Annotated in this window: 25 protein-coding genes; 14 read left to right on the top strand and 11 right to left on the bottom strand. The window is 38.8% G+C overall.

The window, feature by feature from the left end; translation table 11 throughout:
- Window positions 1-9 precede the first annotated feature (9 nt).
- From lptC to V3224_RS16465, 9 genes are all read left to right on the top strand, one after another.
- Entirely contained in the window at window positions 10-600 is a 591-nt protein-coding gene (lptC, locus tag V3224_RS16505; RefSeq protein ID WP_310509678.1) for an LPS export ABC transporter periplasmic protein LptC, read from the top strand.
- Complete coding sequence (lptA, locus tag V3224_RS16500; RefSeq protein ID WP_334471795.1) at window positions 601-1,155, top strand: lipopolysaccharide ABC transporter substrate-binding protein LptA; 555 nt, start codon at window positions 601-603, stop codon at window positions 1,153-1,155. It begins immediately after the preceding gene.
- Between the two features lie 6 nt (window positions 1,156-1,161).
- On the top strand, window positions 1,162-1,887 hold the full coding sequence (lptB, locus tag V3224_RS16495; RefSeq protein WP_334471794.1) for an LPS export ABC transporter ATP-binding protein: 726 nt from the start codon (window positions 1,162-1,164) through the stop codon (window positions 1,885-1,887).
- Between the two features lie 64 nt (window positions 1,888-1,951).
- Entirely contained in the window at window positions 1,952-3,391 is a 1,440-nt protein-coding gene (gene rpoN, locus V3224_RS16490) for an RNA polymerase factor sigma-54 (protein ID WP_334471793.1), read from the top strand.
- A 22-nt stretch (window positions 3,392-3,413) separates the two neighbouring features.
- Window positions 3,414-3,701, top strand: a complete 288-nt coding sequence (gene hpf, locus V3224_RS16485) for a ribosome hibernation promoting factor (protein WP_334471792.1) — start codon at window positions 3,414-3,416, stop codon at window positions 3,699-3,701.
- Window positions 3,702-3,821: 120 nt separating this feature from the next.
- Complete coding sequence (ptsN, locus tag V3224_RS16480) at window positions 3,822-4,289, top strand: PTS IIA-like nitrogen regulatory protein PtsN (RefSeq protein WP_334471791.1); 468 nt, start codon at window positions 3,822-3,824, stop codon at window positions 4,287-4,289.
- Window positions 4,290-4,354: 65 nt separating this feature from the next.
- Entirely contained in the window at window positions 4,355-5,209 is an 855-nt protein-coding gene (gene rapZ / locus V3224_RS16475) for an RNase adapter RapZ (RefSeq protein ID WP_180816359.1), read from the top strand.
- Complete coding sequence (npr, locus tag V3224_RS16470) at window positions 5,206-5,478, top strand: PTS phosphocarrier protein NPr (RefSeq protein WP_032115658.1); 273 nt, start codon at window positions 5,206-5,208, stop codon at window positions 5,476-5,478. The genes rapZ and npr overlap by 4 nt, the downstream gene beginning before the upstream one ends.
- Window positions 5,479-5,717: 239 nt before the next feature.
- Window positions 5,718-6,692 (top strand): IS701 family transposase, encoded by a 975-nt coding sequence (locus tag V3224_RS16465; RefSeq protein WP_334471773.1) that lies wholly within the window; start codon window positions 5,718-5,720, stop codon window positions 6,690-6,692.
- A gap of 156 nt (window positions 6,693-6,848) precedes the next feature.
- Here the strand turns inward: V3224_RS16465 and pmbA are convergent, their stop codons facing one another.
- Window positions 6,849-8,189, bottom strand: a complete 1,341-nt coding sequence (gene pmbA / locus V3224_RS16460) for a metalloprotease PmbA (RefSeq protein ID WP_334471771.1) — start codon at window positions 8,187-8,189, stop codon at window positions 6,849-6,851.
- Between the two features lie 182 nt (window positions 8,190-8,371).
- On the opposite strand from pmbA, the gene yjgA reads away from it, so the two are divergent.
- Window positions 8,372-8,911 (top strand): ribosome biogenesis factor YjgA, encoded by a 540-nt coding sequence (gene yjgA, locus V3224_RS16455; RefSeq protein ID WP_334471769.1) that lies wholly within the window; start codon window positions 8,372-8,374, stop codon window positions 8,909-8,911.
- Here yjgA and V3224_RS16450 read toward each other — a convergent pair.
- The 10 genes from V3224_RS16450 to mreB form a co-directional block, all read right to left on the bottom strand.
- Entirely contained in the window at window positions 8,908-9,198 is a 291-nt protein-coding gene (locus V3224_RS16450) for a barstar family protein (protein ID WP_238565690.1), read from the bottom strand. The two genes, yjgA and V3224_RS16450, sit on opposite strands and share 4 nt — an antisense overlap.
- Window positions 9,199-9,660 carry a ribonuclease domain-containing protein gene (locus tag V3224_RS16445; RefSeq protein WP_334471765.1) on the bottom strand — a complete coding sequence of 154 codons (462 nt, stop codon included), beginning with the start codon at window positions 9,658-9,660 and terminating at the stop codon, window positions 9,199-9,201.
- A 19-nt stretch (window positions 9,661-9,679) separates the two neighbouring features.
- Window positions 9,680-11,125 carry a metalloprotease TldD gene (gene tldD, locus V3224_RS16440; RefSeq protein ID WP_334471763.1) on the bottom strand — a complete coding sequence of 482 codons (1,446 nt, stop codon included), beginning with the start codon at window positions 11,123-11,125 and terminating at the stop codon, window positions 9,680-9,682.
- A 15-nt stretch (window positions 11,126-11,140) separates the two neighbouring features.
- Window positions 11,141-11,998, bottom strand: a complete 858-nt coding sequence (gene nit1, locus V3224_RS16435; protein WP_334471761.1) for a deaminated glutathione amidase — start codon at window positions 11,996-11,998, stop codon at window positions 11,141-11,143.
- Window positions 11,988-15,809, bottom strand: coding sequence for an AsmA2 domain-containing protein YhdP (yhdP, locus tag V3224_RS16430; RefSeq protein ID WP_334471759.1), 3,822 nt, complete (start codon window positions 15,807-15,809; stop codon window positions 11,988-11,990). The genes nit1 and yhdP overlap by 11 nt, the downstream gene beginning before the upstream one ends.
- Before the next feature lie 54 nt (window positions 15,810-15,863).
- Window positions 15,864-17,333, bottom strand: a complete 1,470-nt coding sequence (gene rng / locus V3224_RS16425; RefSeq protein ID WP_334471757.1) for a ribonuclease G — start codon at window positions 17,331-17,333, stop codon at window positions 15,864-15,866.
- Window positions 17,323-17,946 (bottom strand): Maf family protein, encoded by a 624-nt coding sequence (locus V3224_RS16420; protein ID WP_334471755.1) that lies wholly within the window; start codon window positions 17,944-17,946, stop codon window positions 17,323-17,325. Before V3224_RS16420 ends, rng begins: the two co-directional genes overlap by 11 nt.
- A gap of 2 nt (window positions 17,947-17,948) precedes the next feature.
- Window positions 17,949-18,437: a rod shape-determining protein MreD gene (mreD, locus tag V3224_RS16415; RefSeq protein WP_032115649.1), complete on the bottom strand. Its 489-nt coding sequence runs from the start codon at window positions 18,435-18,437 to the stop codon at window positions 17,949-17,951.
- A gap of 52 nt (window positions 18,438-18,489) precedes the next feature.
- Window positions 18,490-19,479 carry a rod shape-determining protein MreC gene (gene mreC / locus V3224_RS16410; protein ID WP_334471753.1) on the bottom strand — a complete coding sequence of 330 codons (990 nt, stop codon included), beginning with the start codon at window positions 19,477-19,479 and terminating at the stop codon, window positions 18,490-18,492.
- Window positions 19,480-19,582: 103 nt separating this feature from the next.
- Window positions 19,583-20,626 (bottom strand): rod shape-determining protein MreB, encoded by a 1,044-nt coding sequence (gene mreB / locus V3224_RS16405; protein WP_334472055.1) that lies wholly within the window; start codon window positions 20,624-20,626, stop codon window positions 19,583-19,585.
- A 612-nt stretch (window positions 20,627-21,238) separates the two neighbouring features.
- Here mreB and acuI point away from each other — a divergent pair.
- The 4 genes from acuI (at window position 21,239) to accC (ending at window position 24,731) form a co-directional block, all read left to right on the top strand.
- Window positions 21,239-22,216 carry an acrylyl-CoA reductase (NADPH) gene (gene acuI, locus V3224_RS16400; protein ID WP_334471751.1) on the top strand — a complete coding sequence of 326 codons (978 nt, stop codon included), beginning with the start codon at window positions 21,239-21,241 and terminating at the stop codon, window positions 22,214-22,216.
- 171 nt (window positions 22,217-22,387) lie between these two features.
- Entirely contained in the window at window positions 22,388-22,885 is a 498-nt protein-coding gene (aroQ, locus tag V3224_RS16395; RefSeq protein ID WP_334471749.1) for a type II 3-dehydroquinate dehydratase, read from the top strand.
- Between the two features lie 17 nt (window positions 22,886-22,902).
- The gene (gene accB / locus V3224_RS16390) at window positions 22,903-23,373 is read left to right on the top strand and encodes an acetyl-CoA carboxylase biotin carboxyl carrier protein (RefSeq protein WP_063654248.1); all 471 of its coding nucleotides are present in this window, start codon (window positions 22,903-22,905) and stop codon (window positions 23,371-23,373) included.
- An 11-nt stretch (window positions 23,374-23,384) separates the two neighbouring features.
- Entirely contained in the window at window positions 23,385-24,731 is a 1,347-nt protein-coding gene (accC, locus tag V3224_RS16385; protein WP_334471744.1) for an acetyl-CoA carboxylase biotin carboxylase subunit, read from the top strand.
- Window positions 24,732-25,020: the final 289 nt, after the last annotated feature.

Below are 25,020 nucleotides of genomic sequence, written 5' to 3'. Positions count from 1 at the left end.
GAAACAACGATGAGCAAATTTAAGTTTTGGCTTAACATTATATTAACACTAATTGTTTTAGCGCTTATTGGCTGGAACTTAGCTGATTTTAATCAATCAAAAGCACCCGCTATGGTTGATAACAGCCAACCAAATTATCAAACTGGTAATGCCATTACCCATGTCTATGATCCAATGGGTAAATTGGCCTATAAGCTGATAACGGATGAGACGCACCACTTTTCGAGTAATAAAACCAGCTGGTTTATTAATCCAGTATTAACAACTTATGACCCAAAAAGTATCCCCACTTGGGCCGTACGCTCCAATAAAGCCAAATTAACCAACGACAACATGCTTTATTTATATGGTAATGTTCAAGTAAATAGCTTAAATCCAACTTCAGATTTACAAAAAATTTTGACGGAAAATGCCATCGTTAACCTAATTACCCAGGATGTTTCATCTGATGATAAAGTCACGGTAATTGGTATCGGTTTACGATCAGTGGGTATGAAAATGCGCGGTAATATGAGAACGCATACCGCTGAATTAATTGAAGATGTTAAAACCTATTATGAAATCCCCAATAAGCAAACAGCTCCCGAAGGAAACAACTGAATGATATTGGCAAAAAAAATCTTCATTAATGTAGCATTGACTAGTTCAATATTCATATTAAGCTTGCCAGCAATAGCGCTGAAAAGTGATTCTCAACAACCCATTCAGATTGATTCAGTTAAACAGTCACTTGATTTAGAAAAAAACATTACCACATTTACAGAAAATGTTGTTATAAAACAAGGTTCTATAGATGTTCGAGCTGATAAAGTCGTTGTCACCCGTCCGAACGGCGATGCCAAAAAGATGGTTGTCGAAGCCTATGGTACACCAGCCAATTTCTATCAATTACAAGATGATGGTAAACCGATCAAAGGTCGCAGCGACAAAATACGTTATGAAATGGAGAAAGAGCTGGTCATCCTAACGGGTAATGCTTACCTTGAACAACTAGATAGCAATATTAAAGGTGACAAAATTACCTATTTAGTCCCAACCCAACAAATGGAAGCATTTAGTGATAAAGGGAAACGAGTAACGACCATACTGTTACCTTCCCAATTACAAGAAAAAGGCCCTGGGATAAAAAGTACAAATAATAGTAAGAGTAAATAATAAAAAATGGCGAAATTAACTGCGAAACATTTGGCAAAAACATACAAAAACCGCAAGGTTGTTGAAGACGTTAGCCTGGAGGTCAGTTCAGGTGAAATCGTTGGTTTACTTGGGCCAAACGGTGCAGGTAAAACGACAACCTTTTATATGGTAGTTGGTATCGTTCCTCGTGATACTGGAAAAATTGCTATCGACGATGAAGATATTAGTTTGCTGCCGCTTCACGAACGGGCTCGTAGGGGAATAGGTTATTTACCACAAGAAGCCTCAATATTTCGCCGGCTAAACGTTTACGATAATCTGACGGCTGTATTAGAAATTCGTAAAGATTTAACATTCGAAGAAAAACAGCAACGTGCCGAAGAATTGATGGAAGAGTTTAGTATTACTCATTTGCGAAATAATCTCGGTCAATCACTTTCTGGCGGGGAGCGTCGCCGGGTAGAAATAGCCCGGGCATTAGCGGCTGATCCTAAATTTATTCTTTTAGATGAACCTTTTGCTGGTGTTGATCCGATTTCAGTATTAGATATAAAAAAAATAATCCAACACTTGAGAGATTATGGTTTAGGCGTATTAATAACCGATCACAATGTGAGAGAGACATTAGATGTCTGTGAACGTGCTTACATTGTCAGTCAAGGTCATCTTATCGCGCATGGAACTCCTAAAGCGATTTTAGAAAATGAACAAGTCAAACGCGTCTATTTGGGAGAAGGTTTCCGCCTCTAACCGTGACTAATTAAAGTTGGTAAATTTTTTTATTATGTTATTCCCAAGAGGCTAAGCCAATTTTATGAAACAGAGTTTGCAACTCCGACTCAGTCAGCAGTTGGCGATGACACCACAGCTACAACAAGCTATTCGTTTGTTGCAACTTTCAACATTAGAACTTCAACACGAAATTCAGCAAGCTCTTGAAAGCAATCCTTTACTTGAACAAGATGACCTCTACCAGGAAATTGAAACATCAGATATTAATGATAACGAGCCAGCGGCACTAGATAGTTTTGACGCCATCGAACAAAATGATGTGCCAAGCGAATTACCTTTAGATACTACTTGGGAAGAAATTTACCCCTCAGATAACTATCCAACTCTAACCAATAATTTTAGTGACAATGATTTTCCTATCTACCAAGGAGAAACATTGCAAACGTTGCAAGATTATTTATCCTGGCAAGCATCATTAACACCTTTTACTGAAATAGATGCCGCGATTGCCACCGCCATTATTGATGCTGTGGACGATTCCGGCTATTTAAGCACCACTATTGAAGATATTTACGCGTGTTTAGCCCTAGCAGATATTACCCAGGAAGAAGTTGAAATTGTATTAAAACGGATCCAGCACTTCGATCCGATTGGCGTCGCAGCCAAAAATTTAAAAGACTGCTTACTAATTCAGTTATCAGCGTTACCTCGCGAGACTCCTTTTCTAAAAGAAGCTAAACTGATAATTAACGACCATTTAGAATTACTTGGCAATCGTGATTTTCGGCAACTTAGCCGAAAAACCAAATTAAAAGAAACAGCCTTGAAAGAAGTTATCGCTATGATCCAACGATTAGATCCTAAACCTGGGCAAATCATTCAAACTAATGAACCACAATATATTGTCCCCGATGCTCTGGTGCGAAAAATAGATAATGACTGGCAAGTAGCTCTAAATACTGAAAACATTCCACGCTTAAAAATCAATCAACATTATGCTTCTCTAGGTAAATACTCTGATAATGAAGAAGATAACCAATTCATCCGTAACAACTTACAAGATGCAAAATGGTTAATAAAAAGTTTAGAAAGTCGTAATGAAACTTTATTAAAAGTTGCCCAATGTATTGTTGAAAATCAACAACAGTTTTTTGAATATGGTGAAGAGTATATGAAACCTATGGTACTAGCGGATATTGCTTATCAGGTTGATATGCACGAATCGACGATTTCCCGTGTCACATCGCAAAAATATCTACATAGTCCAAGAGGTATTTTTGAACTGAAATACTTTTTTTCTAGCCATGTTAACACTGATACCGGAGGAGAAGCCTCTTCTATCGCTATACGCGCGCTAGTAAAAAAACTCATTGCGGCAGAGAACCCTGCAAAACCCTTGAGTGATAACAAATTAACGAGCATACTAGCAGAACAGGGTATTCAAATTGCTCGTCGTACAGTTGCTAAATATCGAGAGTCTCTATCCATTCCACCCTCGAATCAGCGTAAAAAACTGATTTGAATTAACTGAGAAGGAAGATACTATGGAATTCCAAATTACTGGCCAAAATATTAAAATTACTGAAGCATTACGCCAAACCGTGGAAGAAAAGTGTTCAAAATTTGAACAATACTTTGACCATATCAATGCTATTCATGTAATTTTAAAAGTACAGAAATTTAATCAAATTGCTGAGGCAACGGCGAAAGTAAATGGAGCAGAACTACATGCTTCTGCTCAAGAAGATGATATGTATGCGGCAATTGATGCCATGGTAGAAAAAATGGCGCGCCAGCTTACTAAATACAAAGAAAAATTGAAACAACATTAATCTGTGTTATTAAACAACAAGGGCACTATGACACTAAATGTAGATTATCGATGTTAGTATCGTTCATGCCAGATATTCATTATGGATATCTGGTATAATTGCCCTAAGTGAATAAATCCAATGAACAGTGAAAAAAATTTATCATTAAGCTCGGTATTAACACCATCATGTACACTAAATAATGTACATTGTACGAGTAAAAAACGAGCACTAGAAATTATTAGTGAAGTTGCTGCAATTGCACTGAATGTACCTGAAAGTGTCGTTTTTGACTCATTATTAACCCGTGAAAAAGTCGGCACAACCGGTATCGGTGGAGGTATTGCAATCCCACATGGCAAATTAAATGAAAACAATTCATCCGACGCAGTTGGTGTTTTTCTCCATTTAGATGAACCTATTGCTTTTGATGCCATTGATAATCAGTCAGTCGATTTACTTTTTGCATTATTAGTTCCTTCAGAGCAATGTAAAACACATTTACATACTCTCTCTTTAATTGCCAAACGGTTAGCTGATAAGAACCTATGTCGTCGTTTACGCGCTGCGCAAAGTAATGATGAACTCTATAAAATCATTACTGAATAACTGGTTTCTAAAAATCTAAGCCAAATAATGATTTTCATTGTGAAGAAACTTAAGGGGTATGACTCATGGTGCTGATGATAGTCAGTGGCCGTTCTGGTTCAGGTAAATCAGTTGCTCTACGGGCACTGGAGGATATGGGTTTTTATTGTGTTGACAATCTGCCCGTTATTTTACTGCCAGAATTAGCAAATTCACTTGCTGAACGACAAACTTCTGCGGCCGTGAGTATCGATGTTCGTAATATGCCAGACAACCCAACAATTTTCGAGAATGCGTTAAAAAATCTACCGGCTAGTTTTTCCCCACAATTACTTTTTCTTGATGCAGATCGTAATACGCTGATCAGAAGATATAGTGATACACGCCGTTTACATCCACTCTCCAATAAAAATTTATCATTAGAAAATGCTATTGATGAAGAAAATGATCTATTAGAGCCACTCCGCTCACGCGCAGATTTAGTTATCGACACCTCTGAAATGTCAGTACATGAACTGGCTGAAATGCTTAGAGCACGCTTATTAGGTAAACGGGAACGTGAATTGACCATGGTTTTCGAATCCTTTGGCTTTAAACATGGTATTCCGATCGATGCAGATTATGTGTTTGATGTCCGTTTTTTACCTAACCCACATTGGGATCCTAAATTACGTCCTATGACAGGTCTCGATCGTCCTGTTGCTGCCTTTCTTGACCGACACACAGAAGTGCATAACTTTATCTATCAAACACGTAGTTATCTTGAATTATGGTTACCCATGTTAGAATCTAATAACCGTAGCTATTTGACGATTGCTATCGGTTGTACCGGAGGTAAACACCGTTCAGTTTATGTTGCCGAACAACTGGCTGATTACTTTCGTTCTAGAGGCAAAAATGTTCAGTCGCGTCATCGGACGTTAGAAAAGAGAAAGTCATGACTGTCTATCACCGCATTATTATAAAAAATCAACAGGGTATGCATGCCAGGCCAGCAATGATGCTCTGTGAACTAATCCAACAATTTGAATCTTCGGTGCTATTGCGCAATTGCCATAATATAGAAGCTCAAGCAGATAGTGTTATAGCGATGTTAATGTTAGACTCAGAACAAGGTAGTTATATCGATATTGAAGTAACCGGTCCAGATGAAGAGCAGGCACTAGCAGCAATTATTCAACTTTTTCATCATAAACTTGAAGACGATTAACCAGTCTCTTTCAAAAAGTTTAATTAAATCAACGTTATTAGACAGCCACTTTTCACCGCTATCAACTACCTCAAAATTACGCGATATCTGCTAACACTATTATTCTTTCAATGTCATTTAATATACTGTGGCAAATTGAGTAAAAGTCATTCTGCCACACTAAAATGCTACACGAGTTTCGCAATCTCCAAAAAAGAAGTATAAATTTAAAAACAAGAAAAAATCAGGGTGTTCATATTTTGTCGGGTTATCCATGTATTAAAGATATCTATAAAACATTCTTACAAGTAAGCAGTTTAAGATACTCTGGTTTAGCGTTATCAGAAGTAAGCCCATCGCCTTTATCTCATGACACTGTTAGCCGATGGCTAAAAAGTAGATGTTTTAGACCTAAAGACCTATGGCGATTAGTTGAACCTTCTATAGACAAAAAAAGCCCTTGCGTACTAATTGCCGATGATACATTGATTGCCAAAACACGTAGTAAAAAAATAGAGATGGTCCATTATCAATATTCAGGTAATGAACATGAGGTTATTGCTGGCATAGGTTTAGTTAATTTGCTTTGGCATGATCTGACGAAGGTTGAATCAATTCCTATCAATTATCGTATTTATGATAAAGATTCTGATGGAAAAATAAAAAACACGCACTTTTCCGAAATGCTCACTCTTGCTAAAAAAAGAGGGATCATGCCAGAAGCCGTAGTGATGGATGCTTGGTATTCTAGCCTGGATAACCTGAAATCAATTCGCTCTCATGGTTGGATCTGGGTAACCACGCTGAGGAAAAATAGGATTGTTAACCATAACAAACAACTGAACAAGTTAGACATCTCAGAAGAAGGAACGTCAATACACTTGCGAGGATATGGTTGGGTAACCGTTTTCAAATTTACAGCCAAAAACGGCCGTATTGATTACATAGTAACAAACAAAGAGAATCCCACCCGTCAATACGTCAAATTTATCATGGATGCCCGTTGGTCTGTTGAAGTTTATCATCGAGAAGTTAAACAAAACTGTGGTATTGAACGCTGTCAGGCTCGCACGAGCCGAGCGCAAAGAAATCATATTTTTCTCGCTATTTCTGCGTGGTTTGAACAACATAAACGTCGTATATCTGAAAAAATAACCCTTTATCAACAAAATTGGGACGTAATCAAAAGTGCTATTACTGAGCAAATCCGTGTTTTATTAGCTTACCCAAATTAGTTTTGTGCGAAACTCGTGTGCTACTGAGTTGGCATCAACCCCATCGATAACTTCTCCGTCATCTGGTAATTTCTGCTCTTGCTGTAAATGCCTATCATTTTAACCGTTCAATCCGGCCAAATCTTCTCATTCAACGACAGCAATTATTAGCAAAATTTACTGACCAGCAACATGCATTTCTGGTAATAATACCGAACCACATTGAATATTACTGCGAGTTTCAATATCGTTGCCTATTGTTACGATATTAGCCCACATCTGTTTTAGATTGCCAGCAATAGTAATTTCACTGACAGGATATTGTATTACGCCGTTTTCAACCCAAAAACCGGCTGCTCCCCGAGAATAATCCCCCGTTACCGAGCTAACTCCCTGCCCCATCAATTCAGTAACAACTAACCCCGTCCCCATTTCTCGCAATAAAGCAGCAAAATCTAACCCCTGGCCGGCAATATGCCAGTTATAAATACCACCAGCATGACCAGTACTCTGCAAGCCAAGCTTACGTGCTGAATAACTGGTCAATAACCAAGTTTGTAATATCCCTTGCTCAATAATATTACGTTGACTAGTGTTCACACCTTCACTATCAAAGGGAGATGACGCTAGTCCGCTAATCAGATGTGGCTTCTCCTGAATGGTTAACCAAGAAGGAAAAATTTGCTTACCGAGGCTGTCTAATAAAAAAGAGGATCTACGATAAATACTTGTACCACTAATCGCACCAACCAGGTGACCAAATAAACCGGTTGCTACCTCAGCAGCAAAAATGACCGGTGTCTTCATAGTTGATAATTTACGCGGTGAAAGCCTGGCGACAGTTCGGCGAGCAGCCTCCTGTCCAACCCATTGAGGTGATTGCAAATCCTCTAATCGACGGGCAATGGAATAAGCATAATCGCGCTCCATTCCATCATTCTCCTGAGCAATCACACAACTTGACATTGAGTGCCGACTGGAGCAATAGCTCTGTAACATTCCGTGAGTATTACCAAACACTCTAATGCCATAATGACTATTAAAACTTCCACCTTCAGTATTTTTAATTCTTTTATCCGCATTTAAAGCCGACATCTCCGCTTGACCTGCCAATTGGATCGCTTTTTCAGCATCAATATCAAAGGGATAAAAGAGTTTTAAATCAGGTGATTGATAAGCCAAAAGGTCAGCGTCTGCTAAACCAGCAAAAGGATCTTCCGAAGTATACTGTGCAATATCAATAGCGGCTTGCACAGTACGCTTAATCGCTGCTGGATGTAAATTAGTGGACGATACACTACCTTTACGTTGTTTATGATAAACCGTGATGCCAAGAGCACCATCACTATTAAATTCAATATTTTCAGTTTCACCAAAACGTGTACTTACACTGATACCTGTTGATTTATTAATAGCCACTTCAGCTGCATCACAACTCTTTTTGGCGATTGATAATGCATATGCAACTGTTTCTTCTAATTGTTTACGTTGTAATAAAACCTGTTCCGTCAAACTCATTGATATCATCCAAAAATAGAAAATAAAATCAACTCAACCAATACCTATCTTCAGCAGAAAATAAATCCTCTGTAGCATTAAATCTATTTTCCCAGTTACAATAGAGATAAGATGTTAACATACCAGACGACAGATTATTCTGAAATAAAATAATCCGACGTCTTGCTAAGAGGAAAACCGCGATGGCAAAACAGCCCGATAACTGGTTCGATGATAACGCCGATAATATCGATAAGGATGAAATCATCTGGGTCAGCAAAAGCGAAATCAAGCGTGATGCCGAAGCGCTAAAAAAGCTGGGAGCAGAACTAGTTGAACTTATTAAACATGAACTAGAACGTATCCCCCTTAATGATGAACTACTAGCAGCTGTTGAATTAGCGCAAAAAATTAAGCGTGAAGGGCGACGACGCCAGCTACAATTTATTGGTAAATTACTCAGAGCGCAAGATCCTCAACCTATTTATGACGCGTTGGATAAGCTAAAAAATCGGCACAATCAACAAATTGCCATATTACATAAACTTGAAGCTTTACGTAATCAATTATTAGAGAATGGCGATAATGCAATTGAAGATGTAATACGTTTATTTCCCTTAGCTGATCGTCAACAGCTACGGACCTTAATTCGTAACTGTAAAAAAGAAAGAGAGGCAAATAAACCGGCTAAAGCCTATCGCCAACTCTTTCAATACCTAAAAACACTATCTGAAAGTGCCTAAGCTGGATTAGATTGGGAGGCTCGGCAATGAAATATGAATTGCCCTCCCAATGTTTGTTCAGCTTCTCTAAAAACCGTTATCAGCTCAGCAAATTCTGTTAACTGATATTCATTTATATGAGAAAAAATAACCTCTACCGGTAAAGCAATTCCACCAGTCAACATATCCCAAAGTGCATCCAAATTTTGGCCAAACCATTTTGGTAATTCAAAAACCAATATCGCTTTTTGATAAAAGTCATTCAGATTGTCTATTTCACGAAAATCAAATTCAACACAATGCATCATTTAATTCACTCTTGAAAAGGTTTTATAATGATCTAACGTCACATAAATCAATCCATCTGATGAATAAAGCAATCTATCACTAGCTCGATGACCACAGTGATAATTAATATCGGCTTCATACCATTGGCGATCTGGAGCAGCAGGTAGCAATTTTTCTCTGTTGTTGTATCTATCGTCACCAATCGCTTTACCCGGCATAACTTGACATAAATTACCGGCCCTTGGATCCCAACCACTTTGTCGTGCTTTTCTTTTTGTAATATAAAAGTCTGGTAATCGATGGTATTGCCTTAGATAATTAACCACATTTTGCTGTGCGGTTAACTTGTCAATATTATGGACAGCCGTGGGCGCTACTGTTTGCCCTATTATGTCTGCCTGCTGCCGACTATGCCATTTAAAGTAAACGCCTGCCCCTATTAATATGGCTAATATTAGCAAGATAACAATTTTTTTATTCATCCAATCATCCAAAAATTTATTATGCTGTTCCACCAACCGTCATACTATCGAGCTTTAATGTGGGTTGGCCGACACCAACAGGAACACTTTGCCCTTCTTTGCCGCAAACACCAATCCCGCTATCAAGTTTGAGATCATTACCAACCATTGAAATCTGCTGCATTGCTTCTCGCCCGGAGCCAATTAATGTTGCTCCTTTTATCGGCTTTGTGATTTTCCCTTTTTCGATCAAATAGGCTTCCGCAGTCGAAAAAACAAATTTGCCCGAAGTAATATCAACTTGCCCACCAGCAAAATTAGGTGCATAAATACCACGATCAACACTGGCTATTATCTCTGCTGGGGTTGATTGTCCGGCTAACATATAAGTATTTGTCATACGAGGCATCGGCAAATGCGCATAAGATTCACGCCGACCATTACCGGTTGGCACAACCCCCATCAAACGAGCATTCATTTTGTCTTGCATATAACCTTTTAAAATACCATTTTCAATCAAGACATTATATTGTCCCGGTACACCTTCATCATCGATGGCTAAAGATCCTCTACGACCGACTAGAGTGGCATCATCAACCACGGTACAAAGTGGTGAAGCAACTTGTTGACCTACTTTTCCACTAAAAATAGATGTGCCACGCCGATTAAAATCACCTTCAAGACCGTGGCCGACTGCCTCGTGTAGTAAAACACCTGGCCAACCAGCACCGAGTACCACAGGCATTGTGCCTGCCGGTGCAGCAATTGCGGTAAGATTAACCAATGCTATGCGGACAGCCTCTCGAGCATAATATTCCGCCCGAACTTCACCTTGCTCTGTTTCAAGAAAATATTGGTAACCATAGCGCCCACCACCACCACTACCAGCACGCTCACGCTTGCCGTCATGTTCCACTAACACACTGACAGATAAGCGTACTAATGGACGAATATCAGCCGCTAACGTGCCATCTGTTGCTACGACCAGAACATGTTCATAAACACCAGATAGCGTTACATCGACCTCTTGCACACGAGGATCTTCGGCTCGGGCAACTTGATCAACACGCTGCAACAATGCGATTTTCTCTTCCGGGCTCATTGTTTGTATAGGATCAATCGCAGAATATAAATGTTTAAAATTAACCTTACTAATTAGACATGCTTTGCCCTTCCCAGCCTGATTTACAATGCTTCGAGCCGCATTAGCACTTTGCTGTAGTGCCTGTAAAGTTATCTGATCGGCATAAGCAAATCCGGTTTTATCATCACGAATAGCGCGAATACCTACACCCTGATCAATATTGAAGGATCCTCTTTTAATAATTCCGTCTTCCAATCCCCATGCTTCATGACAACTCGATTGAAAATAGAGATCGGCATAATCTAAATATCGCTCGGCAAGTGATTGTAAAACATCTTGCAGATGTTGATGATTAAGATCGTTTGATGTCAGCAAATATTCACTAACAGAGGTTAAACTCATATTTATTTACTCTTTCTATTTCGTTTTGTGTCCAATTAATGGCATCAAACTAGTACGGAAGCGATTATGCTTTACGACTTTCATCTGTTCACGGACACCAATCAGGCTTTCTTTAGCTTTATCAATATTAAGCGTTAATGCACTGACTGCATCTGCATTTTCTTGCAAAATATTGCCCCAGCTATCAATCACCATTGAGTGACCCCAAGTACGACGTTGACCATGCACGCCTATTTGTGCCGGCGCCAAAATAATACATTGATTTTCAATCGCGCGGGCTTTTAACAGTGGTTCCCAGTGAGCTTCACCAGTTAAACGTGTAAAAGCAGCCGGCACAGCAATGAGATCCGCCCCTTGCTTTCTTAATGCCTGAAACAGGCAGGGAAAACGTAAATCATAACAAATCGTCATTCCTAAACGGCCAACTGGCGTATCAACTACTGTAATATGTTCACCACGTTGATAAATTGACGATTCGTTATAAATACCTTGTTCATCATCAATTATATTCACATCAAACATGTGAATTTTGTCATAGCGAGCACGAATTGCAGCGCTATCATCAAATAACAGACTACTACTCGTGATAAGCTCAGGATCTTCGCGGCTGATTAATGGCATAGAGCCCACCAATATCCATACTTGATAATGACGAGCCATTTCAGCAATTGCACCTTGTAAAGGACCTTCTCCCTGTGATTCAGCAAAATTACGGTAACTGATATTATCACTAAACAACAGTGCATTTTCCGGTGTTAAAACCAATTTCACACTATTTGGCAATTGTTTAATCTGCTGCTCTATCTGAGCAAGGTTATGTTTAGTATTTTTACCACTACACAATTGTAATAGTGCAATATTGTCACTTGTCATCCCGTTGATTCTCCTTCAATTGACGTAAAGTTTCATCAATTTTTGGTTGTTCCAGACTACCGGTAATTCGATAACGAATAACCGATATTTTACTCCATAATGGGCCCAATACTCTAGTTGCAGCAAACACTGCCGCACCCGCAAGTGGATTAACGGCAAATGCCGTTGCAACACTTACCGTGGTTGAAATTTCAGGGGTAATAATAGCTTCTAAATTCATATCACGACGAACTAAATTAATTTTGCCATGTATTGTAATATCAGCCATTAAACCATCAATATAAAAATTATCAGTATTCAAGATGCCATTTTTTATATTGGCGTTACCCCGAATGGCATCAAACGCAAAGTCATCACTAAAGGTATCACTAAAATCCAATTGCAATTTACGTAAAAGTGCGTCAAAACTGATAAAACGCAACAACTGACCGGCTCCACCACCACCCATCTGAGCAATTGCTCCCTTAGCTAATTTAAAACTCAGATTACCGTTCAAACTAGCAACATCAGGTTGCCATGGTACTGCGGCCCAATTTAAATCAAAATCAATTTTAAAAGGTGACTGTTTAATCGGCACTAGTATGCCATAATAAGCAGCCAAATCATCAAATCGATTACCTTTTAATATCCCTTTTATCGTTGTACTGTTTTGCTGATCTGCATGCCATATAACAGAGATTTTCAAATCAGTGGAGCTATTTATTAACGATCCTTCTTTTAAAATGAGGGTTTGTCTATTGCGTATGACTTGTGCTTTTAGTTCACCTAGTTTATAGCCTGCAAGCCAACATTCTGAGCAATAAATATTCATATTTGGCCAAGCTGAAATATCATATCTTTGCGCAAGGTTATTTATTGCCACATAATTCTGCTGTTGGAATGAAGTTTCTGGATTAAAATAAAGATAGTTAATCTTAGCTTGCCAATCACCCTGCTTCGGAATACTTAAACTACCCTTCAAATTATCGCTATCTATAACAATTGTCGTTAATTCAGCGGTTTTATTAATGGTAAATGCCATATTATTCCATTGCTGTTTAGCAAAAGTGATCTTTAGCAAGTTAACAATAGCGATATCGGGTATTACAAATGATTTACCATAACTTTGCGGTGCTAAATTTAATGAAGAAAATGAAGTCAACAATGAAAGCCATTTCGGATCATTGATTTCAGGTAAGTTGATCATAACTAATGGACTGTCGGGCAGAACAACACCTTTAGCTGTGTAAGGCTGAATGGCTACTTTTAGCAAACGAACTTGCTTTTCAGTAAATTGCCATTGGCTATTAAAGCTAACTTGCTTACCAACATCACCATAAATTTGTAATTGCCGGGTATCACCACTAGCACGAATTTGCATATCACCTAATTGCCTTATTTGCTTGCTATCCAAAGCAGGAAATTTGCTAGTAAGCTTATCTAATTTGCTATTCAGAGCAATGGATAAGGTTGGATTTTGCTTTAGTTGATTGGGCAATTGAATATTAACCTGTCCTTGCCAGGCTGTGCTACCTGCCAATTGACGCGTAATCGATTTAGGTAAAATAGCGATTTTTTTAGCTTGCCAATTACCGCCAACATTTACATTGATCTGGTAATTCTGTCGTTCATTAATAGTATTAAATGTTAAATTTATCGGTTGGCCAAACCATTCAGCTTGCAACTTTTCACTTTTCAAATCACCATTACGAAAATAAAAACGCCCCGTTAGCTGTTCCAGCTGACTATCAATAGCTGTGATATCGACATCATTATTCTTAAGATCAACTTGACCACTAGCAATCACACTACCACTATTTCTCTCTAACGGAATATCAAGCATCAATTTGCCACTAACGTTACCGCCTATTTTCACTGCATCTAATGCCTCGCCAATCGAACCTTCCATCGGGCTATGGATAAAATAATTACGGATCGCTTTTCCATCACCGGTAATATGAGATTTTATTAATAATTTAGATTGACTATAATCGGCAATATCTGCGCTAAGATCTACTGCTTTAGCATCACCTAATTTTACACTAGGCGCCGACATCCAAAGTCCATTACGTTCAAAATTAAGATCGATATCCAAATCAAAAATTGTCGGCCAATCAGGTTGATACTTAAAAGTCGCATCTCGTAGCGGTACAACAACTTGAAATTGTCCATTATTCTTTTTAAAAGGAAAATTAGCCGGATCACCGTGAAAAACTATCGTGGCGGCATCAACATAACCGCTAATAATTGCTTTCGTCAGATAATCAGATAAATCTTTACCCATTAACGTGGTGGGAAAATAACGCCATGCATCACCCGCATCGGTCAATTTTGCGCCAGCCAAAATACTTAATATAGGTGGCTGATCTTTTGCTGTCTGATAACGAAAATCGCCGGTTGTCGATAGCGATTTTGCTTGCAGCATCAGATCCTCACTCCAAATCTGGCGTGATTGGCCTTCTTCCGACCAAAAAATGGTTCCCTGTCCGGCAGAAATTTCCAATGGCACTTTAAACATTGGTGCATATTCGATAAAACTATTATTTAAGTTAAATAAGAATCTTCCACTTTGCTGACTACCTCGCAATGAACCACTAAAATGGCTAACTGAAGGTAAATCTTTCCAGCGTATCCAGCTAATATCTTGCCAGGTGGCATCAATTAGTGCTTTCTCTGGCTTACCCGGCGTAATATCCAATGCCAGTGCGACGAGTTGACCTTTTGGCTGACGTTTTTGCCAATCACTAATAAATTCAGGCGTGAAAAAAGAGAAAATAGGGATAATAGTTCTTAATCGCTCTAATTGAATATTATTAATCCGTATACGCCAATGATTTTCATCTGCTTTTGATTGTGGTAAATAGAGTAGAGAAATTTGACCTTCAAGCCATTGTTGTTGATCAGTTTTTAAATGTTGTAGCTGTGGAATATTAAATAACCAACCATTCTCTTGACGATGCAGGGTCAGCAATAAATCATCAACAGCCAGCTGATGCTCTTGTCCATCAACCTGCCAATTTGCCTGTCCTTGATGCAACTGTAATTGCCCACCTTCGATATGACTATCTTTGATAGTAATCCAGCTAGAAAGACTAAATACTGCATTCTGTAATCCAGTACTATCACGTAACCAACGACTTAACCAAGGGCGCAAATTTACATTATTTGCCTGTAAGTAAACCGTGCCGCTATTAATCACGCCATTTTTATTACGAAGATTGAGTTTAATTTGAATGGCATCCTGATCTTGCTGCTGTTCAAAATTATCAAGGCTGATAAATCCTTGTGCTCGATGATATTCATTTTGATTTAACCAGGTCAGTTCAGGGATCTTTAAGGTCTTTTTTTCTGCCGACGGCGTCAGAAAAGTGATACGGCTTTCTTTTAAGGTAAAATAATCAAATTGCTGTAAAAACAATTCATCTAAAGCATCTAAATCAAAATGACTAAAATCGCCTTCACTGACAAATTCAAGTGGTTTATAACAATCTGCATTTAATTGATAGAAAATAATATCCCGAAAACGGAGATGTAAAGAAAAGAGTGAACGCCATATATCAAGTGAAAATTTTATTTTCTTTACCTGAATATTCACTTTTTTCTTGCTGACACTGACATCAGAAAACGTTAATACTGGTCCAAAAGAGACCCATTCACCTTCAATATGACCAATTTTAAACGGTATTCCTGTTAATGATTGCAGCTGTCCTTCAAGTTGATTGCGATATTCATTAATTTGTGGAAGAAAAAGACGTAGTCCAATAATGGCCAATGCCATAATAAGTACTATTATTGCGCTTATGGCTACCAATACCTTAGGTAGTCGTTTCACCCATCTCTCCTTCCAAAAGAAGTTACTACAATGGCAATCTAACCACTATCATAACTACATCATAACGACATCAAACTGTTCCTGACTATACAGTGACTCAATTTGGACTTTGACAGATTTGCCAACAAAAATTTCTACTTCGGCCAATATATGAGATTCATCACCATTTAATGCTTCAACAACTGCCGCTGAAGCATAGACTAAGAAACGATTGGCATCGATAGTACGATTTATACGAACAATTTCACGTAAAATTTCATAACAGACTGTTTCTACCGATTTTACTGTTCCTCTACCCTGGCAAGTCGGGCATTCATCACATAGAACATGTTCAAGGCTCTCACGTGTTCTTTTGCGTGTCATCTCGACCAATCCTAGTTGAGAAAAACCATTAATGGTGGTTTTAACCCGATCTTTTAATAATGATTGTTCCAACGATGCCAAAACACGACGACGATGCTCAGGATCAAGCATATCAATAAAATCGATAATAATAATACCGCCTAGGTTGCGTAACCTTAACTGCCTCGCTATAGCTTGTGACGCTTCAATATTGGTATTAAAAATGGTCTCTTCCAGATTACGGTGACCAACAAAAGCACCAGTATTAATATCAATAGTGGTCATTGCTTCAGTTTGATCAATAATTAGGTAACCACCTGATTTTAATTCAACTTTACGTTCTAAAGCACGTTGGATCTCTTTCTCAACATCATACAGATCTAATATTGGTAATGGTCCTTGATACAGTTCAAGTTTTACTGTCATTTCAGGCACATATTCATCAATAAAATCTTTTAATGAAATAAAAGTCAGGTTTGAATCAACACGGATCCGATCTAATGAAGCACCGGCAAAATCACGAATGATACGATGTGCCAAAGCCAGTTCACCATAAATCTGCATACGGGACTTATGACGTTTTTTACGCTCAACAATTTTAGCCCATAAACGCTTCAAGAAAGCGGCATCTTGAGCCAGTTCATCATCACCGATCCCTTCTGCCGCAGTACGAATAATGAAGCCACCATGCTCATCACAAAATAGCTCAACAATATTTTTCAAACGTTCTCGTTCTTCTTCACCTTCAATGCGTTGGGAAACGCCGACATGAGAAGCGCCCGGCATAAAAACCAGATAACGGGATGGTAATGTGATATCCGTTGTTAAACGAGCACCTTTTGTTCCTAGCGGATCTTTAACCACCTGTACCATAATATCTTGCCCTTGCCGAACCAATTCGCCGATATCACGTACATGAAAGTTTTTTTGTTCGTCGCCGGCAATGTATTCGGTATGAGGCATAATATCTGAGGCATGAAGAAAAGCGGACTTTTCCAAGCCAATATCAACAAAGGCCGCCTGCATACCGGGCAAAACTCGACTCACACGACCTTTGTAAATATTACCTACAATGCCTCTTTTAGCTTCACGCTCAATATGAATTTCTTGTAACACGCCACCATCAATATAAGCCACCCGTGTTTCAGAGGGGGTTACATTGACTAATAGTTCAGCTACCATAGCTCTCATTCCTATTATTTAACGCCAGAAACTTAGTCAATAATTCATCTGTTTCAACTAACGGTAACCCTACTACAACGTGATAACTTCCGACAATCCGCTTAACAAAACAGCCACCTTTACCCTGGATAGCATAAGCTCCTGCCTTGTCCATCGGCTCACCCGACAAGATATATTGATCGATTTCTTTATTTGTTAATTGCCGCAATGTCACTTTGGTGACAATTAAATCATACAATGTATTTCGCTTATCTGAGAACACGATTGCAGTCATCACCTGGTGTGTTTTACCTGAAAGTTGTCTTAATATATGCGCAGCATGGTTTTCATCTTTAGGCTTACCCAAAATATTTCCGTCACTTACGACAATAGTATCCGCACCTAACACTGGGTAGGGTTTTTCTGCCATATCAACACCCGCCTGAGATTTTTCACATGCTAAGCGAATAACATACTCACAGGCTGTCTCTCCTTCGTAACATAATTCAGATATATCAGGGAGAATAATGTCAAATAACCATCCTAGCTGCTCAATTAACTTACGCCTTCTTGGCGAAGCTGACGCGAAATAAATTCTATTTACCATAGAAAAAATAGACACTTGGCTGCCCATTTTTAACGAACTAAAAACTGACGTCGAACTTTGCGCAATAATAAAAACATCCAAGGCCACAAGATGGCATTAATCAAACAATTCCAGAATACTTCGGGATGAAATAATACTAGAGAGGAAAGAAACTCCGCCCAGAAGATCGTAAAATTCATAACCACTGATAATCCAGCAATAACAAGGGATTGTTGCCACAGTGCCATATTACGAAGAAGCTGATGTTTATACGATACCAAATAACAAATCATACTATAAGCTAATGCATGTACACCAAGAGCTGAACCTTGGATCAGATCCATAAAGATCCCCAAAAAAAATCCTGTGCCTACACTAACTCGATGCGGCAAAGCCATAACCCAATAAATTAAAATTAATGCTAACCATGTGGGGCGATAATAAATAAACTGCTCAGGCCAGGGCACTTGCTCTAGGATTATTGCAATTAAAAAGGACAGCCAAATGATCCACCGCCCATTTCCACGGTATTGATCCATTTTATGTTTCCTTTAGTTTCCTTTAGTTGCCTTGATTTCACGGTAGCAATTCCTACTGAGCGACCAAAGGAGGTTGCTCGACATTTTTTTTCATTTCTGTTGACGGTAGCTGTGGCCCTTGAAGCTCGTTTGGGCCAGGAAACACCTGGGGCAGAATCTTCATTAAACGTTCATTTGCTGCGCGATATACTTCTGATGGAGGTAAAGGATGAGAAGGATCGCTAGAGTTTCCCCATAGCAATAAAAGATAGCGTAGTCTTTGTAAATCTGCGGTAGGCCGAGCATGGATAATCGTATAAGCGCGCTGGGTATCATGTCTTACGGAAGAAACAGTCGCAACTGGGTAACCTTCAGGAAAACGCCCGCCTAAACCAGAAGTAACTATTACATCACCAATACGTATATCAATATTATCTGGTAAAGGTTCAAGTTGAAGATCATCACTACATCCTGTACCCACTGCAATAACCCGAATATCATTACGTAATACTTGTATAGGTAATGCATGCGTTGTGTCGCAAACCAGTAAAACACGACTATTAAACTGGCTCACTGCGATAACCTGTCCAACAACACCTTTATCACTAATAACAGGCTGGCCTTCATAAACACCATCATGTAAACCTTTATCAATCACAATTTGATCTCGATAAGGTGTATTAGCACCTGAAAGCACTTGAGTAACCATCATGTGTTCATCCTGACGTAGAGGTGAACCCAATAGCTCACGTAATCTAGCGTTTTCCTGTTTAAGTCGCCCAAGTAATAAATTATCTGCTTTTTTTAATAAAATCTCTTTCTTCAATGCTTTATTTTCAAAAAGAAGTTGATCTCTTCTCGCCAATGCATCTGAAATATTATCAAGCAGTTCTCGCGGACCATTTGCCAAAAAATAAAAAGGGCTAACAGCCGTATCTAAATAACTACGTATTTTATTAAAAGTATCAAATTGACGATCAAAAGCAACCAGCACGATTGCAACAACGATCGCAATAATAATACGTAATTGTAGGGATGGCCCTCGACTAAAGATCGGCTTCATGAGTTATTTTGATAAAAAATAAATAAACGTTAAACATTAACATCGCTATACATAAAGTAAGGAGGAGCGCCATCCTTAAGTTCCTCCTTCTATTGGTTAACGTCTAGTCATCACTAAACAGATCACCACCATGCATGTCGATCATTTCCAATGCCTTACCACCACCACGTGCAACACAAGTTAGCGGATCTTCAGCAACAATAACGGGAATGCCTGTTTCTTCCATTAATAGACGATCCAAATTACGCAACAACGCGCCACCACCAGTTAACACCATACCTCGTTCAGAGATATCAGAAGCTAATTCTGGTGGACATTGTTCCAAGGCCAACATAACGGCACTAACAATACCGGTTAAAGGCTCCTGTAATGCCTCAAGTATCTCATTAGAATTAAGTGTAAAACCACGTGGTACGCCTTCAGCCAAATTACGCCCGCGCACTTCAATTTCGTAAACTTGATCTGTAGGATAGGCCGAACCGATTTCATGTTTAATCCGCTCAGCAGTAGCTTCACCGATTAATGAACCATAATTGCGACGAACATAATTAATGATCGCTTCATCAAACCGGTCACCGCCGATACGTACCGATGACGAATAAACAACACCATTTAATGAAATAACAGCAACTTCTGTCGTTCCACCACCAATATCAACCACCATTGAACCCGTTGCTTCGGAAACAGGCAAACCAGCACCAATTGCAGCCGACATGGGTTCTTCAATTAAGAAAACCTCACGAGCGCCAGCACTAAGCGCCGACTCTCGGATTGCACGACGTTCTACCTGGGTCGCATCAACAGGTACACAAACTAAGACGCGTGGACTTGGACGCATAAAGCTATTGCTATGAACTTGTTTGATAAAATACTGTAACATTTTTTCAGTAACATAAAAATCAGCAATCACGCCATCTTTCATTGGACGAATAGCCGCGATATTACCTGGCGTCCGGCCTAGCATCTGTTTTGCTTCATGACCTACAGCAGCAACGCTCTTAGGTGAGCCTGCGCGATCTTGACGAATAGCGACAACTGACGGTTCGTCTAACACAATACCTTGTCCTTTGACATAGATGAGAGTATTGGCGGTACCCAAATCAATAGACAAGTCGTTGGAAAACATGCCACGAATTTTTTTAAACATAACGAAAGGATAATCCTGCAAGCTGGAAACGAATGAAAATCCGTCTACTTTACCAACCACATGAAGCGACGACAAGGAGTTAATTAAATCGCTTCAATAAAAAGTGGCTAATTTTTTTACAATACAAAAAACCACTACTACTTATTCTCTATAATCAATTACAGTATAAAGTAAACAATACCCTCATAAAAATCACTTAATTCATTTAATATAAAACTTTCTAACAAGAAAATTAACTATTTTAGATTAAAATATACCGCTGTATTAAGTTTATATGACGCTACATAATTATTAGTTGACATATGCTTCAAAGCAAGGTCAATTCGCTTTTTAATATTATATTAAAGTATAAAAGCCTGCCATGTTAATACGTTATTAAAGTAGCAATAAAAAATAATTTAAATGTAAGTATTAATTCTGCACGTTATTATTCATAGAAAAAAAATTTTTTTTACTACTAAAATAAACTAGTATTCTGCCTGATAACCCCCTATTGACGCTAGTAAAAAAACATATTTACAATTTATTTATTATTGAGACTTTATGCCCGCCGAAATAACGAAAATAACTTTATACTGCAGCATCCTTATACAAACATAAAGGCCACAAATTATGCAAGCCTTGCTATTAGAACAAGAAAATCAAGCATTAAAAGCCAGTATAAAATCGATCGATGACACACTTTTACCCTCTGATGACGTTACCGTAGATATTTATTGGTCTACACTAAACTACAAAGATGCTTTAGCTATTACTGGTAAAGGAAAAATTATCCGCCAATTCCCGATGGTACTAGGCATCGATTTTGCTGGTATCATTAAGTCTTCAACAGATGCAAAATTTCAAGTCGGCCAACAAGTTTTACTGACCGGTTGGGGTGTTGGTGAAAACCATTGGGCGGGATTAGCAGAACAAGCGCGGGTACCAGCCAAATGGTTAACAGCTATTCCTGACAAAATGACTATGCGACAAGCGATGATAATCGGCACCGCTGGTTTTACCGCTATGCTCTGTATAATGGCGTTGGAAGAAAACGGCGTAACCATTGATAAAGGCAACATTGTTGTGACAGGAGCCAGTGGTGGTGTAGGTAGTACCGCAATTCAACTGCTGGATAAACTTGGTTATTCCGTCACAGCAGTAACTGGTCGGGAGAGTAATATCGATTACTTAAAAGCACTTGGCGCTAAACAAGTGCTGCTACGTAAAGAGTTTACTACCATACCTCACCCTTTAGAAAAGCAACGTTGGGCAGGAGCTATTGATACCGTTGGCGGCAATATATTAGCAACCGTTATTTCACAAATGTGCTATTCAGGTACAATAGCAGCATGTGGTCTGGCCGCTGATATTATGTTATCGACAACAGTGATGCCTTTTATTCTGCGTAATGTACGACTACAAGGGATAGACTCGGTGATGGTTCCAACGATCAAACGCCCACAGATATGGCAACGGTTAGCCAATTTATTACCCGATAGTTTTTATCAATTAACAACCACAGAGATCCCGTTAGAAAAAGTGATTGATTATGCCGATAAATTAATCAATAACCAAATCACTGGCCGGACACTGGTAAAAATACGTTAAATTTTTCGAGCCAACCTTGCTGATTAGACTAAAATTTTGCTGCTAATTGCTATGAAATGTTTGTAATATCGCTCTCTGTCGTCAAAATAAACGTTTTCATTATGAGAAAAAGATGACAAACTATTAGCATCAAGTTATGTTGTCTAATTATCAGTCGGAGATACCCGCAAAATGGCAAAAGATTACCACATTTTGCTGCTAAATGGCCCAAATTTAAATATGCTGGGGACGAGAGAACCACTATTCTATGGTGCTCTTACACTTCAGGATATTGTTAACCAAACGAACCAAAAAGCAAAACAATTAGGAGTTAAATTAAGTCATTTTCAATCTAATGCGGAACATGAGCTTATTAATGAAATCCATCAAGCTCAAGGAAAAATCGACTTTATATTGATTAATCCGGCAGCATTAACGCATACTAGTGTGGCTTTACGCGATGCAATATTAAGCGTTGCTATTCCTTTTTATGAGATCCACCTTACTAATATTTATGCACGTGAGCCATTCAGGCATCACTCCTATCTCTCCGATATTGCAAACGGTGTCATCTGTGGTTTCCGTGCTGATGGTTATATTTTTGCATTAGAAGCTGCGGTTAAATTCTTATTAAATATTGAAGAATTAGCAACCATTGATGAATCCCAACCTAATAAATGTAAAGAATAAAAATACGGAATTAATTTATGGATATTCGTAAAATTAAAAAATTGATTGAGCTTGTTGAAGAATCTGGCATTTCTGAACTAGAAATTTCGGAAGGTGAAGAATCAGTGCGTATTAGCCGTACAATCGTGCAGAATTTACCGAATTTACAACAGTATATGGCAGCGCCAACCACGCATCAACCGGCTTTAGCAAACGCCATTGCACCTTCTCAAATTTTACCTGAAACAACAAATGAGAAAAAAGCAGAGATCAGTGGTTATACTGTTCGCTCGCCAATGGTAGGTACCTTCTATCGAGCGCCAAGTCCAGAAGCAAAACCATTTGTTGAAGTCGGCCAAACGGTTAAGCTAGGGGATCCTCTATGTATTGTCGAAGCGATGAAAATGATGAATCAGATCGAAGCAGACAAAGCAGGTGTAGTTAAAGCAATTCTGCTGGAAAATGGAGAAGCGGTTGAATTTGACGAGCCATTGGTTATCATCGAATAACGAGGCATCCTATGCTTAAAAAAATTGTTATCGCCAACCGTGGCGAAATTGCTTTACGCATTTTACGTGCCTGTAAAGAACTAAAAATAAAAACCGTCGCCGTGCATTCTGCCGCCGATCGTGACTTAAAACATGTATTACTTGCTGATGAAACTGTCTGTATCGGGCCTGCCGCTTCAGCTGAAAGTTATCTTAATATTCCAGCAATCATCTCGGCAGCAGAAATTACTGCTGCAGAAGCCATTCACCCTGGTTATGGTTTTCTATCTGAAAATGCCGACTTTGCCGAAAAAGTGGAACGTTCTGGTTTTATATTCATTGGTCCCAAACCAGAAACTATTCGACTCATGGGTGATAAAGTTTCTGCCATTGAGGCGATGAAAAAAGCCGGTGTTCCTTGTGTTCCTGGCTCAGACGGGCCTTTAGGAAATGAGATAAAAACCAATAAAACAATTGCTAATCGAATTGGCTACCCAGTTATTATTAAAGCATCTGGTGGCGGTGGTGGCCGCGGTATGCGCGTTGTTCGTAACGAAAATGAGCTAGAACAAGCCATTACCCTAACTCGCGCTGAAGCCAAAGCTGCCTTTAATAATAGTATGATTTATATGGAGAAGTTCCTGGAAAATCCACGCCATATTGAGATTCAAGTACTTGCTGACGGTCAAGGCAATGCGATTTATTTAGCCGAACGTGATTGCTCAATGCAACGTCGCCATCAAAAAGTGGTTGAAGAAGCGCCTGCACCAGGTATAAAAGTTGATATGCGTAAAAGCATTGGTGAGCGCTGTGCAAAAGCTTGTCTTGATATCGATTATCGCGGTGCCGGTACTTTTGAATTCCTTTATGAAAATGGCGAATTCTACTTTATTGAAATGAATACGCGTATTCAAGTTGAGCATCCTGTGACGGAAATGATCACTGGGGTTGATCTGATTAAAGAACAGTTAAGGATCGCTTCTGGCTTGCCCCTATCTATCAAACAAAAAGATGTTAAAATTCATGGGCATGCAATAGAGTGCCGAATTAATGCAGAAGATGCAAATACCTTCTTGCCAAGTCCGGGTAAAATTACTCGCCTCCATATTCCTGGTGGTTTTGGTATACGTTGGGAATCACACATTTATGCAGGTTACACCGTTCCACCCTACTATGACTCTATGATTGGTAAGCTGATCACATATGGTGAAACCCGGGAAATTGCTATCCTTCGGATGAAAAATGCCTTATCTGAATTAATTATTGATGGCATTAAAACTAACATAGAATTACAACAAAAAATTATGGATGACAGCAATTTTTTCAAAGGTGGTACCAATATCCATTACCTGGAAAAAAAACTCGCTTCACAGGAATAAACTTTTCTATTCACCTTTCATCACAATAGGGTACGGAATGTACCCTAATTTTTGATACTTTTTCTGAAGATAATCTTTAACTAATACACGAGTTTCGCACCAATAAAAAAACGCGCTATTTTTAAGTTTAATTCAGCATGATATATAAATAGACAAAACCTTATAAATTAAATACAAATTATTGTAATTTAATAAAATTTATGTGTTTTAGTAACTTGCAGATTAACCATTGCTTTTAAGCCATTTCTAGAACTTTATATGCCTGTGCGAAACTCGTGATATAAATAGA

This window comes from Arsenophonus sp. PmNCSU2021_1, from assembly GCF_036919435.1.
Taxonomy (GTDB): Bacteria; Pseudomonadota; Gammaproteobacteria; order Enterobacterales; family Enterobacteriaceae; genus Arsenophonus; species Arsenophonus nilaparvatae.
Note: the sequence above shows the minus strand (reverse complement) of the source record. Positions and strands in the feature narration are given on the sequence as shown.

Excerpts from the sequence above, each read along its gene's own strand:
- lptC (WP_310509678.1), top strand. The coding sequence starts at position 10 with ATGAGCAAATTTAAGTTTTGGCTTAACATTATATTAACACTAATTGTT.
- lptA (WP_334471795.1), top strand. The coding sequence starts at position 601 with ATGATATTGGCAAAAAAAATCTTCATTAATGTAGCATTGACTAGTTCA.
- lptB (WP_334471794.1), top strand. The coding sequence starts at position 1,162 with ATGGCGAAATTAACTGCGAAACATTTGGCAAAAACATACAAAAACCGC.
- rpoN (WP_334471793.1), top strand. The coding sequence starts at position 1,952 with ATGAAACAGAGTTTGCAACTCCGACTCAGTCAGCAGTTGGCGATGACA.
- hpf (WP_334471792.1), top strand. The coding sequence starts at position 3,414 with ATGGAATTCCAAATTACTGGCCAAAATATTAAAATTACTGAAGCATTA.
- ptsN (WP_334471791.1), top strand. The coding sequence starts at position 3,822 with ATGAACAGTGAAAAAAATTTATCATTAAGCTCGGTATTAACACCATCA.
- rapZ (WP_180816359.1), top strand. The coding sequence starts at position 4,355 with ATGGTGCTGATGATAGTCAGTGGCCGTTCTGGTTCAGGTAAATCAGTT.
- npr (WP_032115658.1), top strand. The coding sequence starts at position 5,206 with ATGACTGTCTATCACCGCATTATTATAAAAAATCAACAGGGTATGCAT.
- pmbA (WP_334471771.1), bottom strand. The coding sequence starts at position 8,189 with ATGAGTTTGACGGAACAGGTTTTATTACAACGTAAACAATTAGAAGAA.
- yjgA (WP_334471769.1), top strand. The coding sequence starts at position 8,372 with ATGGCAAAACAGCCCGATAACTGGTTCGATGATAACGCCGATAATATC.
- V3224_RS16450 (WP_238565690.1), bottom strand. The coding sequence starts at position 9,198 with ATGATGCATTGTGTTGAATTTGATTTTCGTGAAATAGACAATCTGAAT.
- V3224_RS16445 (WP_334471765.1), bottom strand. The coding sequence starts at position 9,660 with ATGAATAAAAAAATTGTTATCTTGCTAATATTAGCCATATTAATAGGG.
- tldD (WP_334471763.1), bottom strand. The coding sequence starts at position 11,125 with ATGAGTTTAACCTCTGTTAGTGAATATTTGCTGACATCAAACGATCTT.
- nit1 (WP_334471761.1), bottom strand. The coding sequence starts at position 11,998 with ATGACAAGTGACAATATTGCACTATTACAATTGTGTAGTGGTAAAAAT.
- rng (WP_334471757.1), bottom strand. The coding sequence starts at position 17,333 with ATGGTAGCTGAACTATTAGTCAATGTAACCCCCTCTGAAACACGGGTG.
- V3224_RS16420 (WP_334471755.1), bottom strand. The coding sequence starts at position 17,946 with ATGGGCAGCCAAGTGTCTATTTTTTCTATGGTAAATAGAATTTATTTC.
- mreD (WP_032115649.1), bottom strand. The coding sequence starts at position 18,437 with ATGGATCAATACCGTGGAAATGGGCGGTGGATCATTTGGCTGTCCTTT.
- mreC (WP_334471753.1), bottom strand. The coding sequence starts at position 19,479 with ATGAAGCCGATCTTTAGTCGAGGGCCATCCCTACAATTACGTATTATT.
- mreB (WP_334472055.1), bottom strand. The coding sequence starts at position 20,626 with ATGTTTAAAAAAATTCGTGGCATGTTTTCCAACGACTTGTCTATTGAT.
- acuI (WP_334471751.1), top strand. The coding sequence starts at position 21,239 with ATGCAAGCCTTGCTATTAGAACAAGAAAATCAAGCATTAAAAGCCAGT.
- aroQ (WP_334471749.1), top strand. The coding sequence starts at position 22,388 with ATGGCAAAAGATTACCACATTTTGCTGCTAAATGGCCCAAATTTAAAT.
- accB (WP_063654248.1), top strand. The coding sequence starts at position 22,903 with ATGGATATTCGTAAAATTAAAAAATTGATTGAGCTTGTTGAAGAATCT.
- accC (WP_334471744.1), top strand. The coding sequence starts at position 23,385 with ATGCTTAAAAAAATTGTTATCGCCAACCGTGGCGAAATTGCTTTACGC.